The sequence below is a fragment of the Nostoc sp. genome (assembly GCF_036917275.1).
In the GTDB taxonomy this organism is placed as follows: Bacteria; Cyanobacteriota; Cyanobacteriia; order Cyanobacteriales; family Nostocaceae; genus Nostoc.
In genome coordinates this window covers 29,684-43,799 of record NZ_JBALDF010000008.1, presented here as the reverse complement: position 1 = coordinate 43,799, position 14,116 = coordinate 29,684, and the positions used below count along the sequence as shown (strand labels likewise).

Genomic DNA, 14,116 nt, shown 5'->3' with positions numbered 1-14,116 from the left:
TTATGAATAGTTCACTTTGGGATTTTGCGTCTTTGAAAAATATCTGGAGTAATTAGCCCTTGAGGGAAAAAGATTGTACCTATTACTATTAGTAAGCCAAAAATAATTAATCTCCCATCGCGCAAAAATTGTGCTAACCAATTAGGTAAACCACCAGTATCAGCTAGGCTTCGCAGAATCTCTGGTAAGGCTGTAAATACTATACCTCCGACTACCGGCCCTAAAAAAGTTCTCGAACCACCAATCAAAACAAAAGTTAAATATATAATACTGGCATCAAAAGTACCTTGACGAGCATTCCAGGTATTAAGAAAGTGGGCGCTAATTGCACCTACAACCCCTGCAAGTATAGCCCCTAGTGTAAACGCCAAAACTTTGTAATAAGTGGGATCAATTCCCATTGCACCCGCAGCTAATTCATCTTCACGGATAGCTATAAAAGCCCTTCCTACTCGGATGCGTTCTAAACGGTAAAGTAACACCATACTAATTAATAGTAAGGGCAAAACAATCCATAAATATTCAATTTGTGTTTGGAAAGGTTGAGGAATGCCAAAAATCCCGACAGCACCCCCTGTAATATCCAGATTGAGAGAGATTACACGCAGAACTTCTACAAAAGCAATAGTAGCGATCGCTAAATAAATTCCTCGTAATCTCAACGCTGGAATTCCTACTACTACACCCAATAAACCAGAAATTACCCCAGCGATTAACATCTCCAATAACAACAATGGAATGGGATATAAACTACTATTAGATGTCAAAATTTTTGTGGAGAGAATTGCTGCAATATATCCACCTAAAGCGTAAAATCCCGGACTAGCTAAAGATAATTGCCCTGTCATCAGCGGTAAGTAAAGCGATAACCCTAGTAGCGCCCCCAATACCATAGAGACAATTAGAGAACCGTAAGTAGCAAAAAAATCAGCCATTTTAAAACATTTTGATTAAGTTTAATCAAACTATCGTTTTTATCAACTATTAAGCTGTTAATATTTGCTCTGCTGTCAACGCAAGCTTAGGAAAAGTTCGTGACACAATCCGTTCTGAACCTCTAAACTGTGTGCATTGGTATTTTCCCTCAGCATCTAATAGAAAAACAAACACAGCCGGAACTTTTGGATTTCCCAAATATTCTCTTAGACCAATTGCCAAATAATCTACAATCCAATATTCTGTAATACCTAAACGTTGATATTCATCCAATTTATCAGTGTAGTCATCTTCCCAGTTAGTTGATGTTACCTCTATAGCTAACTGGATCGATTCTTCAAGTGCAGAATAAGCAGAACGATTTGAGCGCCATACATCTTTATCTATAACACTTACATCAAGCTTGCGCCCTTGCTCTATTCCATTGGCAGTTATAGTTTTAAAGACTACTGTGTTTTTTACCACGTAATTCAGATTTAGACGTTTAATTTCATCCTTGAAAGAGTCACCCATAAAGTCAGCAACATCATCATGATTTCTGGTTGCACGCACTTCTACAATTTCTCCATCCACAAGTTCATATAAACCTTCCTCTAGACACTGTTCTAAAAACTGATCAAAAGTTAATTTTTGTTTGGTGTATGTTTTCATAATGCTAGATCTCTTTAAACTTTCTGAATAAACCGCCGTCCCAGTAAACCTTGGGGTCTAACTAATAGCATGATAAACAAAATTCCAAAGGCTACTGCGTCTTTATATCCAGAGTATTCGGCAGGTACAAACGCCTCCACTAATCCAATTAACAAACCTCCCAACACTGCACCAGGAATACTACCCAAACCACCTAAGACAATTACTGCTAAACCCCGCAACCCAAAAGCAATGCCGAAATATGGCCCAGCAATACTAACACTAGAGGCGACTAAAGTTCCTGCTAATCCTGCTAAAAAACTGCTGATGAAGAATGTTAAGATGATAAAGCGATCGCTATTAATTCCTAACAAACTAGCTGTAGTTGCATCTTCTGCGATCGCCTGCATTGCCTTACCATATTTAGTTTGATTAATAAAATAGGTAAGAATTGCCACAATCACAACTGATACAGTAAAAATTACCACCTGAACACTGCGAATAGGAATTGGGTTTTCTGAACTACCAAAGTTAATAGCAGGCGGCAAATTTCCATAAGTATTTGCGGGGTATGTGTAACTTTCTGCGCCTACTAAATACTGGATTAAATTCACAATTACCACTGCTACTCCCAAGCTGGAAACAACAGTTAGTAAAGGGTCAGATCCCCGACGGCGCAAAGGTTGAAAAGCAACACGTTCCATCACTACCCCTACCAATCCCGCCAAGATACTTCCTAAAATCAAGGATATAGCAAATGGTAATTTTATCGGCAGGGCTGCATTAGCTAACAAGCCGTTAAATCCAAAGTTACCACCCATGAGTGCAAAAGTGAAGTATGCACCCAAGGTAAAAATTGCACCATGAGCTAAATTAATGATGCCCAAAATGGAATAAACTAAGGTATATCCTAAAGCAAAAATTGCATAGACACTGCCGATGGATAACCCATTTAATAATTGCTGCAAAAACAGATTGATATTCATGTAGCAACTATTTTAGAAATGTGAATTTACCCTGGCTTCCGTCTTTTGCCATCTTGATTTGGGCTACATAGAAATCTTTTTGCACAATTTCACCTATGGGAGTAAAACCAATTTCACCCAATGGTGTATTGTATTGTCCGACAAGTATCTGTTTGTTTAATTCTGTCCGCAATTCTGGTAGTTGTAATTTGTTGACTTTGCTCTTTTTATCTAAAGCTTGAAGTGCTTCGACATAAACCTGTACCGCTGTAAAAGCTTGGGCGCTAAATTGGGGTGGCTCTTTTTTGTATTCATCAGTATAGGCTTTGCGAAATGCCGCGTTAATTTCACCTGGATGTTCTGGACTGTAGGCTTGAGCAATCAACACACCATCACAAAGCGCCTTACAAACTGGCAATATATTCGATGTATTTAGACCATTTCCACCAACAATTAAGCCTTTATAACCCAGTTCGCGCAATTGTCGGACTAAATTACCACCATCAGCAGCCAAACCAGAAATGATGATCAAATCTGGTTTGAGATTAATTGCATTGGTAGCTTGGCTTTGAAAATCTGTATCACTGGTTTGGAACTTTTGTACTGTTGCCAATTCCAGCCCTTGATCCTTAACTGTTTGCTGAAAAATTTCCGTTTCTGACTTGCTATATGAATCATTTTGAGCATAAAAAACTGCGACTTTTTTAAGTTGGGGATTCTGCTTAAGTGCAGCTTTCACCGAATTAGGCGCGACAATGGAAACTGGTGCAGAAACACGGGCAACGTAATCACCAATTTCGGGAATGTTTTTAGCAGTATTTGATGGTCCAATAATTGGTACTTTTGCACGTTCGGCAATCGGATCAGCACTAAAAGCTTGCTGTGACAAAGTTGGGCCCACAATCCCAATAACTTTATCTTTGTTAATTAAAGTTTGAAAAGCGTTAATTGTCCCTGCTTCATCACCGCTAGTATCTTGAAACACTAATTTAATTGGAGTGCCATTAACACCACCTTTACTATTGAAATATTTCTCGGCAAGTTTAGCTCCAGCAACTTGCTCTTGACCAAGTAATGCCACATTGCTAGTTTGGGCAACGGCAATACCGATGGGAATTGCACTCGACAATGTACCCGTTGTCGCTGCCGTACTGGTTGCAGTGTTATTTGGGGTACTATTTGGACTATTATTTGGAGAATTTGTCACAGTGTTAGTGCCACTACCACAGCCAGTTAGTAGCAAAGCGCAAGTTGATAATAATGCTGTTGTCTGAGCGATCACGTTGTTCATCGTTAAATAATCATGTAGTTATTAGATATTCGGCAAAAGTTAATAGTAAATTTTATAATCTGCAAACAAAATGACGCAGATTTACACTTTTGCACGAATTCTATTAAATCATTCTTATTTGACCATGCAAAGCCAAATTTTCAAAGTGTTTGTCAATACAAATTATAATTAGCCGTGATTTTACCATGCTAGGTAAAACAAATTTTTACCTAAATTTTACCTAAAATTTACTTTGGTAGAGTTTAATTCAACCAGTGTTCATGCAACGGCTGATAATAGCAGTTCTATCGGACAAAGGTTCTGAGCTTTAACTGGATATATGTAAAGGTTTGTAACTAATTTTCATAGCTCTAGAACTGAGACTGAATCTAAAATAGGTGCGTAGTTTCATCGTACAATATCAGTCAAGCTGAAAGGAAAATTTAGGAATTACAACTTTGCAGCTGTCCAAATCTTTGCAACAAAACACGGAGCAGTATTTAAGGAGAAAGACATTAGATTTTTTGAAAAGGAAGTTTACAATTTTAGCAGGCACAACATCGGTAATTTTATCTTGCTTTGCCAGCCTCCCTTTGCCCTTCTTCGGTAATTTGAGATTGATTAAGTATTAGTCAGGTAAAACTTATTAAGTCCTTTTTTCACTACCAGCTAATCCCTTAGGTTCGTAGTGACGGCAAACGTTACATGGTCCGTCAGGATTGACAGCACAGCGGATATAGCCAGATCGGGCATTAAATTTGCAGCTGATGTCGCCAATCAGATAACCCACCCCTTCTAAATAATAGCGATCGCCTTCAACCGGTCTAATATTGTGCCGTCCCTGCACCATTGGAAAATTCATGGCTGCTTGCCTCATCCGTAAACGCGATCGCACAAAGTTTTTGCGGATCATCCACAGGGAAAACAGGGACGGTAAAAAACCAACGGCAATCACTAAAAGTGTCTTTAACACCTTTTTTTACCTCTTCTGTGCGCTGATTGATTATTCCTGATGTTGCACCTGGTTTTACGGAAGTGCAAATCATTAGGGCAGCTTTGCCTATTTGCCACCAACTGTGGCTGCAATTAGCAATGGCAGTAGGTATATAGCAATTTTGAAAAAGAAGTTCCTTCTGCCACTTCAATCAGCATAACTGTTAAATCTCATGGGTCAGATACAGTTGAATGTTGATAATTATTAAGATTTGTTGACTAATACCTTTTTAAGGAAGCGTTTTGTGTCAGCCTCAGCCCCACTCTTGTTTTTTCTGTGTCGCTGCAATGCTAATCTTTTTTTGGTTTGCTGACGAAGTTGCCGTGCTAGTAGCGTTGCTTCTCTTTCTGCTCGGAATAAATCAACTCTTCGCGTCGTCAGAATAAATGATTCGTCTGGCTTTCGTTTCACCCAAGGGACGCTAATTGACTGCCAAATAAAAATATTTTTGCATTTTAGAACTGGGTAACGTTTTTGAGTATTAAGTGTGTTGGCGATCGCTTTCAACTCTAATATCGCTGCTTCTAACTCTCCCGCCATCTGATTGATGCGTTCGACTTGTGCTAGAAAACGCTCCCGTTCACTGATGATTTTTTCATTTTGGGGTTGCAATGGCACTATAGCAGTAGTTATAGATGTAGGTTGCAACAGCGAAACTTTGAGCAAAATGGGCTTTTTGTCTGTGTCTTCGATTTTTTTCATACTACCTCAAGCAAGGCTAGCTGACTTTTAAGGCATTTTAGCAGTATTTTAGTATATTTGTACTACGTAATTTATCTAAAAGTTATTTAAAGAAGCCAGTATTACAGCTAAACTTTTTTTTAAAGCCAGGATTTTATTGTTGTGAAACAGCAAGAGGTAGAACGGAGAGGGCAAAAGCTGATAAACTTCGTCATGGAAAAATCAATTTAATAATTACTAAATCGGTTTTATTGAAAACAGTAATCTTGACGGGTGTAATCCACTAAAGAGCATTTAATCTGCATATATAAGGGCTACTGCTGACTAAAATTTAATTATTATAGAAAAAGGAATTACAGCTTATTCAGCCATTATTTGCCAGGAAAATTTAACTATTTTAAGCAAAGACGACCTTTTTTCTCTCGCTATAATCTCGATTTTTTGTTTATCAATAAAGAAAATTCTGAATTTATTGGAATTAGTCTTGTATACCTTAAGAAATAAAGCTTAGTTATTCCATTAGAAAGAAGCCAGTACAGCTCTTACTATCTAAAGTAAACTTAGGGATATTGAAAGAAATCTCTGAACAAGTGTTTAGTTGGATTTGTGTCTGCTTCTGGTTAAAAAAGACACTATTCATCACAAAGTAAAATTCAAAAAGAATAATCTTTCTTTTTACCTAGAGCGTATTAGCATTTTTTCGGAAAAATAGCCAAGTCTAGCTAAAACACGAGTGATGAAACAAAGGATTCGCCACAATACCCTTGATTTTCATTTAGGAATATTACTATGACCACACAGGAACAATTAGACCAATGGCATGAACTAGCACAACAGTTGCGTATCGACAGTATTCGCGCTACAACCGTTGCTGGTTCAGGTCATCCTACCTCGTCCATGTCAGCTGCTGATCTGATGGCGGTTTTACTCTCCAAATATCTCCGCTACGACTTTGATAATCCACATAATCCTAATAGCGATCACTTCCTTCTCTCTAAAGGACACGCTGCACCTCTACTTTATGCCATGTATAAAGCAGCGGGGGCAATTACTGATGAGGAGTTATTATCGCTACGGCAATTTGGCAGCCGTCTACAAGGACATCCCACGCCAGTTTTACCTTGGGTTGATGTGGCGACTGGCTCATTGGGACAAGGATTACCAATTGGTGTGGGGGTGGCTTTAGCAGGTAAATATCTAGATCAACTTCCATACCATGTCTGGGTATTGCTGGGTGATAGCGAAACAGCTGAGGGATCTGTATGGGAGGCTTTTGATCATGCCTCACACTCCAAACTAGACAATCTGATCGCCATTATCGATGTCAATCGACTAGGGCAACGCGGTGAGACTGAACTGGGTTGGAACACACAAGCCTATGCTGCGCGTGCTAGAGGCTTTGGCTGGCACGCAATTGAAATTGATGGTCACGACTTGACAGAGATTGACCAAGCCTTTACCACTGCTTTGAGCATCAACGATCGCCCCACGGTAATTATCGCCCGCACAAAGAAAGGCAAAGGTGTGGCTTCTGTAGAAGATATCGGTGGTTGGCATGGCAAAGCATTCAAACCTGACCAAGAGAAAGAGGCGATCGCAGAGTTAGGTGGTGAACGCCACATGATAATTCAAGTCAACAAACCCGAAGCACAAAGCCAACCTGCTACAACAGGCAATGCTCAACCCCTGCAACTTCCCACTTATGAAAAAGGTGCAAAGGTCGCAACACGTAAAGCATATGGTGACGCTTTAGTGGCATTGGGAGCCGCTCAACCAGATGTAGTTGTCCTTGATGGCGAGGTGAGTAATTCCACTTACGCCGAAGATTTTGCCAAAGCCTATCCTGAGCGCTACTTTGAGATGTACATTGCTGAACAACAACTGATCGCAGCAGCAGTGGGTTTGCAGGTGCGAAAATACAAACCCTTTGCTTCCAGCTTCGCAGCCTTCTTGAGTAGAGGTTACGATTTTATCCGGATGGCGGCTATCTCTCGTGCCAACATTAAATTAGTGGGTTCCCATGCTGGGATATCCATTGGTCAGGATGGCCCTTCACAGATGGCACTGGAGGACTTAGCAGCCTTCCGAGCGGTGTGGAGTAGTACTGTACTTTATCCCAGTGATGGCAATCAGACGGCTAAATTAGTGGGGCAAATGAGCGATCGCAATGGCATTGTCTACCTCCGTACCACCAGGGAAAGCACACCTGTTATCTATGGCTCTGATGAAGAATTCCCTATTGGTGGTAGCAAAGTAATCCGTAGCTCTGAGCGAGATCAAGCCACAGTGATTGCGGCTGGTATTACTTTACACGAAGCACTTAAGGCTAGCGATCGTTTACAAAACGAAGGGATCACGGTGCGGATCATAGATGCCTACTCCGTCAAACCCATTGATGTAGAAACACTTCATCAAGCTGCACGCGATACCAAGGGGAATTTAGTCGTGGTTGAAGACCACTGGATGGAAGGCGGACTAGGTGCGGCTGTGCTTGATGCCTTTGCTGGTACTAGTAGTATTCCTACTTACAATGGGCCTCAACTACGGCTAATTAAGTTGGCAGTGCTTGATATGCCAAGTTCCGGTACACCAGAAGAACTGCTCCATGCTGCCAAAATTGACGCCGATGCCATTGTTGAAGCGGTGAAATCGCAAGTCAGACAGCCAGTAGGGGTATAATACAATACGGTTAATTGAAGGATAATTGTAGGTTAGGTTGAACTAAGTGAAACCCAACAAATGCCCAAAAATGTTGGATTTCGTTCCTCAACCCAACCTACGCAATATATTTTTTGATTGATCTTGAGGCGAAATGGTAATGAAGCGGAAGATTTAAAAAATATTGGTAATCACAAGGTTTTTAAGGGAAGAACGTCTTAAGCCCCCTTTTAAAAGATTGACTTAAATCCACTGGTAGGATTAAATTTATCTGAATAACTGATTAATTTTATTTTGCAGTTTTTCGCGTAATTGTTGTGCCTGTCGATAAGCTACTGTTCGCTCTTTGTTTGAATAGTTGTACAATTCTGCTGGTTCCAAAGGCTGAATAAAGTAACGCAGACGAGTTCTCATTGCCCAAATTCCCATTGAAGGAAACAGAAGTAAGACAAACATCAAAGGCGAGAGAGGCAAGAATGGTAATTTGACTAGTCGTTGCAATTTCTCTAAATTAACAGCCCAAGGATGTAAAGATTCACTGCCGATGCAAACTACTGGGAGAATGGGAATCTGATAGCGATCGCTCAACTTAATAAAACTCACATCAAACTTTTCTAATTGATAGCGTCTTTTCCAACCTTTCAGAGGACCGCGAATACCTTCAGGTGCATATAAGAGAATTTTATCTTGGGCCATCGCTGCCTCAAAATAATCTAATTCGGCTCGCACACCACCCAAAACCTGTGACCATTTAGGTGGTAAGTACCAAATCACCCAAGGATGCTCAAATAATATTGGACTTGCTACGGGTTGTACCACCCATCCTCTAGCTTCACTTAATAAATAACCCAAAGTCAAAAAATCCCAAGGAAAACTCATCCCTGCGTGATTCATTGCCACAATCAATGGCCCTGTTTGCGGCAAGTTTTCGACTTGTTGCAATTCTCCCCGAAAATAGTATTTAACGATGGGGCTGAGAACTTCTTCACCAAAAGCTTGTTGATATTTGGGATCAAATTCACCAACTTCTTTTTGAGGTGAACGAAAACCAAGACGCAACCAACGACTTAGCAACGCTAGATAAAATCCGCCAGGAATTAAAAATAATCCATATTCCAGCCAATTCCAACCGGCTGAATCGGTGTGATAGTGTTGCCAATGGCGGTTGAATAAAATTAGCCAGCCTGGAGGATACCAAAGACAAAACCAATCAAACCAGCTAAATATATAGCCTTCACCTGGTGTATTTTCCAGTTGACTGTTGAGGAGGTTTTCGGAGTGTTGATTAATCAAAACAGTTAAAGTTCAGGCAAAAATTTTATTAAATGTACATTATAGCTTTATAATTTTGCCATTGGCAATCTTACTATATTTAAAATTAATTAGAGGTTTGGAAATATATTTCAGATTTGGTTACTAAAATTAACGATAATTTGGAAAAGTTTATATATGCAAACTATTAGAGAAAACTTATGTATCAAGGCTATCTATAGCAATCCTAAATAAAACGCGCAAAAACAAGATCCCCGACTTCGTAAAAGTTGTCGTGGATCTGCGGATTACAATTATCACAAATCAAATAGGATTGCTATATACCATTTTTAAATGATTCATAAACTTCTTTCCTTCTTCTTTTGGCGCTCTTGGAGACGCTGCGCGTACTCATAAGGGGATCTTGCTACAGGTAGTTTCTCGAAAAGTTGGCGGTTCGATAATTTTTACAACTAAAATAGGATTGCTATATATAAAATATTAAGTAGGGTACGAACCGTAACAATGTAATCCACTACCTATAATTTTTTGGCACTGTGTAATGTTTGAAACTCATCAAATCACTGAAAATAATACTATTTTATCTTCATACACCTGACAAAATTTAATGTTTATATAGATACTTTCTCCAGTTAACAGTAACCAATGAAGACTGAGAAATGATATCAGTATTTCGCCAAAAGATGAAATTGATAACGACTCATGACTGTTCAAATTCTTCCTCAAGTTCAAGACAAATGGCGAGACAACTGTCTTAATCTTCTTATTATGGAATTAGGAAAGCTATTAAAAATTTCAGATTTCATCCGTGAACTTCGGCAGCAACTCAATCTCTCCCAGGAAAAGTTTGCAGCTAAGTTGGGAGTTTCCCTGCGAACAGTCAATCGCTGGGAGAACGGATCTACAGTGCCTTCACAAATGGCACTAAAACTAATCGAAGAAATGTTACAGAAGATGGGCGAATCAGGCAAAAGATTACTGAACGAGTATCTCCTAATAGCACAGCGAGAGGACTCCTAAGATGATAGTGAAAGTACCAGAAAAGATTTTGATGATGCGCTCTTGGTTACTAAACTATAGTGTGATGATTCTGGCAGTCATAGCGGCGCTGCTGCTGACGCGACTGTTGGTGCCAGTCTTCGATCCGAGCGTATTTACATTATTTTATGCTGCTGTGGCAATCAGTGCCTGGTATGGCGGCATGGGACTTGGAGTAGTGGCGATCGCTGTATCTATTACAACTGTTGTTTATTTTTTGATCGAGCCAGTCTACTCCTTCGATTTCTTCAGCCTGAACGTCTTGGTACGATTAATCACATTCTCACTAGTATCCTTCTTAATTACTGCCCTCTCTTCAGAGTTACGAACTGCTAGACTTTCGGCAGAGACAAGTTTGAAATTGTTGCAAAATAGCGAAATGCGGTTTAGCCGACTAGCAGAATCCAACATCATTGGAGTCATCCTAACTGAGATAAAAAATGGCTCGATCATCGAAGCCAATGATGCTTTTCTGAAGATGGTAGGCTATACGCGAGAAGATTTGTCCGCTAACCAAATGAAATGGCGCGAGATCACCCCACCTGAGTATCTTCAATTGAGTGAGCGTACAGTAGAAGAACTTAGAACCACCGGAGTATGTAAGCCCTTTGAAAAGGAATACATCCGCAAAGATGGCGATCGCATTCCCGTTTTACTCGGTTCTGTACTTGTGGGAGATACTCAAGAAACAGTGATTGGCTTCGTTGTTGATTTGAGCGAACGCAAACAAGCAGAAGCGGCATTACAGCAAGCCAATCATCGGAATACACGCACTCTGGAAAACATGAGTGATGCATTTATTACTTTAGACCGGGACTGGCGAATCATCTACCAAAATGCCGAAGCAGAGCGAATTAACGGCAAACTCAGGACAGAGGTTATCGGTAAGTCGCACTGGGAGGAGTGGCCTGCATCAGTAGGCACTAATGTAGAACGTCAGTACCGATGGGCGATGGCAGAACAGATTCCCGTCCACTTCGAGCATCACTACTACTACCACTACCCGTCCAAGTATGACGTGTGGCTGGAGATTCACGTCTATCCTTGTGAGGATGGTCTTAACATTTTCTTCCGTGACATTAGCGATCGCAAGCAAGCACAGAAGGCAGTCCAAGCAAGTGATGAACGCCTCAAGAGTTTTGTCAAAGCGAATATAGTTGGCATTCTCTTTGGTGATGTGAATGGTGGCATCACTGAAGCCAATGACGAGTTCTTGCGAATTGTGGGCTATACCCAGGAAGATATCCAGGCTGGCAGACTATGCTGGACTGATATCACTCCCCCTGAGTACCAATATTTAGATGAACTGGCTATTGCCGAAGCAACAGCGAAGGGAACCTGTACTCCCTATGAGAAGGAATGCATTCGCAAGGATGGTTCGAGTGTCCCAGTTGTAGTTGGCTACTCCCTTTTAGGAAAATCTCGGCACAAATCAGTTGCATTCATTCTCGATATTAGTGATCTCAAACAAGTTAAAAAAGCGCTGAGTCAGAGTCAAGAGCAATTTCAAGCTTTTATGGACAATATTCCAGCCGCCGCATGGATAACGAATGCAGATGGGCGTGTACTTTACCTCAGTCCAACTTATCTGAGCACATTCGATTTAGCAACAAATAAGGCGATTAATAAAAATGTTTTTGACCTATACCCAGCCCAAATCGCTCAACCCCTGCTCGATAACATTAGAATGGTTGCCCAGACGAATCAGGTTGTTGAAACGATCGAGTCTGCCCCACGCACAGATGGCACCCTCGGCGAATTTTTAGTATATAAATTTCCCATTGCAGATGCATCTGGGCAACGCTTGGTAGGAGGGGTTGCAGTTGATATCACCGAACGTGAACGCGCCCTTCGTGAACGCCAGCTTGCTGAACTTGCCTTGCAAGAGCGCAGTGAACGACTGAAACTGCTTTCTGAAACAACCAGCGATTTGCTTTCAACTGAGCGCCCCTTGGATCTAATGAACAGCTTGTTCAGCAAACTCTCGGCGCAGATGGATTTGCATTTTTACTTCCACTATCTAATCGATACACATGAAAATAAGCAGAAATTTCGGTTAGTAGCTTGTAACGGCATTACTGATGAAGTATTTAAAACGATTGAATACCTGGAATTTAATCAAGGGATGTGCGGACTAGTGGCGCAAGAACGCCATCAAATTGTCGTCAATGATGTGCTGCACTCTAGCCATCCAAATGCCCAAATCCTTCATCCTTTTGGAATCACAGCCTATGCCGGTCAACCGTTAATTGCTCAGGGAAAGCTGCTTGGTGTCCTCTCCTTTGCCAGCCGCACCCGTACCCACTTCACTTCTGGGGAAATTGCCCTATTACAAGCAACCTCCGATCAGGTGGCGGTTGCTCTGGAACGCGCTCAGTTGATGGCTTCGTTACAGCAGCAAAAAGAGCAGTTAGTCCAAGCTAACCGGATAAAAGATGAATTTTTGGCGGTTCTTTCCCACGAACTTCGCACGCCGCTAAACCCGATTTTGGGATGGTCGAAGTTACTGCAAACTAAAAAGTATGATCAAGCAACCACCACTCGCGCCCTGGAAACAATTGAGCGCAATGCCAAGCTTCAAACTCAACTAATTGAAGATTTGCTGGATGTCTCTCGAATTTTGCAAGGTAAACTCAGCTTGAATATTGCTCCTGTGAATCTGGAAAGTGCGATCGCCGCAGCAATAGAAACTGTACGTTTAGCGGCTGAAGCCAAATCGATTCAGATTAACGCTGTCCTTGAACCAGACATCGGTCAAGTAACTGGTGATTCCGGTCGCTTGCAGCAAGTTATCTGGAATCTACTTTCCAATGCTATTAAGTTTACACCCCAAGGTGGACAGGTAGAAATCAGTTTACAGTCACTTGGTTCTCAGGCTCAACTTCGAGTTAGTGATACAGGTAAGGGAATTAGCCCAGATTTTTTACCTTATGTATTTGACTACTTCCGACAAGCTGATGGTGCAACTACCAGGAAATTCGGGGGACTGGGATTAGGATTAGCTATTGTTCGTCACATTGTAGAGCTACATGGCGGCACAGTTCAGGCAGAAAGCTTGGGTGAAGAACAGGGAGCAACCTTTACAGTCATGCTACCACTGCTCAAGATTTATCTAAATAGCCACGAGAGTGAGCAACAACCTGATGATTCGCCTGATCTAAATGGGGTAAAAGTTCTGCTTGTGGATGATGAGCGTGATACGCGAGAGTTAATTGCTTTCATTTTGGAGCAATCAGGCGCGGTAGTAATGCAGGCCGCATCGGCTGTGGAAGCATTACGAGTCATGCCTCAGTTCCAGCCAAATCTGCTATTAAGCGACATTGGAATGCCGGAAGTAGACGGCTATATGCTGATGCGTCAAATCAGAGCCATGTTACCAGAGATGGGAGGGACAATTCCAGCGATCGCTCTCACAGCTTACGCAGCTGAGGTTGATTATCAACAAGCAATTGCCGCCGGATTTGAGCAGCATATCACCAAACCAGTAGAGCCAGCTAAATTAATTCGAGCGATCGCAAACCTGATTTATAGTTGTAGCAATCTGCGTTAGATCCGTAACTTCTTTGAGAAGTCATTAAAATAAAGGTGCCAATTCCTTCCACTAAAGCCTCTCGCCAGCAATATGCCAGCAGCAAAATCTGTAAACTTGACTTTATGCTTCTTCCAGGCAGC

The 14,116-nt window shown here is 41.2% G+C and carries 10 protein-coding genes; 3 read left to right on the top strand and 7 right to left on the bottom strand.

Translation table 11 applies throughout. The annotated features are described in order from the left end of the window. Positions 1–11: 11 nt before the first annotated feature. From V7K35_RS03100 to V7K35_RS03075, 6 genes are all read right to left on the bottom strand, one after another. Positions 12–935, bottom strand: coding sequence for a branched-chain amino acid ABC transporter permease (locus V7K35_RS03100; protein ID WP_335076303.1), 924 nt, complete (start codon positions 933–935; stop codon positions 12–14). Between the two features lie 49 nt (positions 936–984). After that, a complete protein-coding gene (locus V7K35_RS03095; RefSeq protein ID WP_335076301.1) occupies positions 985–1,587 on the bottom strand; it encodes a Uma2 family endonuclease in 603 nt (200 codons plus the stop codon). Positions 1,588–1,601: 14 nt separating this feature from the next. Continuing rightward, positions 1,602–2,552 (bottom strand): branched-chain amino acid ABC transporter permease, encoded by a 951-nt coding sequence (locus V7K35_RS03090; protein WP_335076299.1) that lies wholly within the window; start codon positions 2,550–2,552, stop codon positions 1,602–1,604. Positions 2,553–2,559: 7 nt separating this feature from the next. Beyond that, a complete protein-coding gene (locus tag V7K35_RS03085) occupies positions 2,560–3,822 on the bottom strand; it encodes an ABC transporter substrate-binding protein (protein ID WP_335076297.1) in 1,263 nt (420 codons plus the stop codon). A 625-nt stretch (positions 3,823–4,447) separates the two neighbouring features. Then, positions 4,448–4,774: a DUF6464 family protein gene (locus V7K35_RS03080; protein ID WP_335028199.1), complete on the bottom strand. Its 327-nt coding sequence runs from the start codon at positions 4,772–4,774 to the stop codon at positions 4,448–4,450. A gap of 225 nt (positions 4,775–4,999) precedes the next feature. Beyond that, positions 5,000–5,497 (bottom strand): hypothetical protein, encoded by a 498-nt coding sequence (locus V7K35_RS03075; RefSeq protein WP_335076295.1) that lies wholly within the window; start codon positions 5,495–5,497, stop codon positions 5,000–5,002. 768 nt (positions 5,498–6,265) lie between these two features. Between V7K35_RS03075 and V7K35_RS03070 the strand changes: the two genes are divergently transcribed. Then, a complete protein-coding gene (locus V7K35_RS03070; RefSeq protein ID WP_335076293.1) occupies positions 6,266–8,155 on the top strand; it encodes a transketolase in 1,890 nt (629 codons plus the stop codon). Positions 8,156–8,401: 246 nt separating this feature from the next. Here the strand turns inward: V7K35_RS03070 and V7K35_RS03065 are convergent, their stop codons facing one another. Next, positions 8,402–9,427, bottom strand: coding sequence for a 1-acyl-sn-glycerol-3-phosphate acyltransferase (locus tag V7K35_RS03065; protein WP_335076291.1), 1,026 nt, complete (start codon positions 9,425–9,427; stop codon positions 8,402–8,404). Positions 9,428–10,108: 681 nt separating this feature from the next. On the opposite strand from V7K35_RS03065, the gene V7K35_RS03060 reads away from it, so the two are divergent. Then, positions 10,109–10,426, top strand: coding sequence for a helix-turn-helix domain-containing protein (locus V7K35_RS03060; RefSeq protein ID WP_334798163.1), 318 nt, complete (start codon positions 10,109–10,111; stop codon positions 10,424–10,426). Position 10,427: 1 nt separating this feature from the next. Further along, positions 10,428–13,994 carry a hybrid sensor histidine kinase/response regulator gene (locus tag V7K35_RS03055; protein WP_335076289.1) on the top strand — a complete coding sequence of 1,189 codons (3,567 nt, stop codon included), beginning with the start codon at positions 10,428–10,430 and terminating at the stop codon, positions 13,992–13,994. The last annotated feature ends 122 nt before the right edge of the window (positions 13,995–14,116 follow it).

Bases quoted from the DNA above. Each gene is read 5' to 3' on its own strand.
- V7K35_RS03070 (WP_335076293.1), top strand. From the start codon at position 6,266: ATGACCACACAGGAACAATTAGACCAATGGCATGAACTAGCACAACAG.
- V7K35_RS03095 (WP_335076301.1), bottom strand. From the start codon at position 1,587: ATGAAAACATACACCAAACAAAAATTAACTTTTGATCAGTTTTTAGAA.
- V7K35_RS03100 (WP_335076303.1), bottom strand. From the start codon at position 935: ATGGCTGATTTTTTTGCTACTTACGGTTCTCTAATTGTCTCTATGGTA.
- V7K35_RS03055 (WP_335076289.1), top strand. From the start codon at position 10,428: ATGATAGTGAAAGTACCAGAAAAGATTTTGATGATGCGCTCTTGGTTA.
- V7K35_RS03085 (WP_335076297.1), bottom strand. From the start codon at position 3,822: ATGAACAACGTGATCGCTCAGACAACAGCATTATTATCAACTTGCGCT.
- V7K35_RS03090 (WP_335076299.1), bottom strand. From the start codon at position 2,552: ATGAATATCAATCTGTTTTTGCAGCAATTATTAAATGGGTTATCCATC.
- V7K35_RS03060 (WP_334798163.1), top strand. From the start codon at position 10,109: ATGACTGTTCAAATTCTTCCTCAAGTTCAAGACAAATGGCGAGACAAC.
- V7K35_RS03075 (WP_335076295.1), bottom strand. From the start codon at position 5,497: ATGAAAAAAATCGAAGACACAGACAAAAAGCCCATTTTGCTCAAAGTT.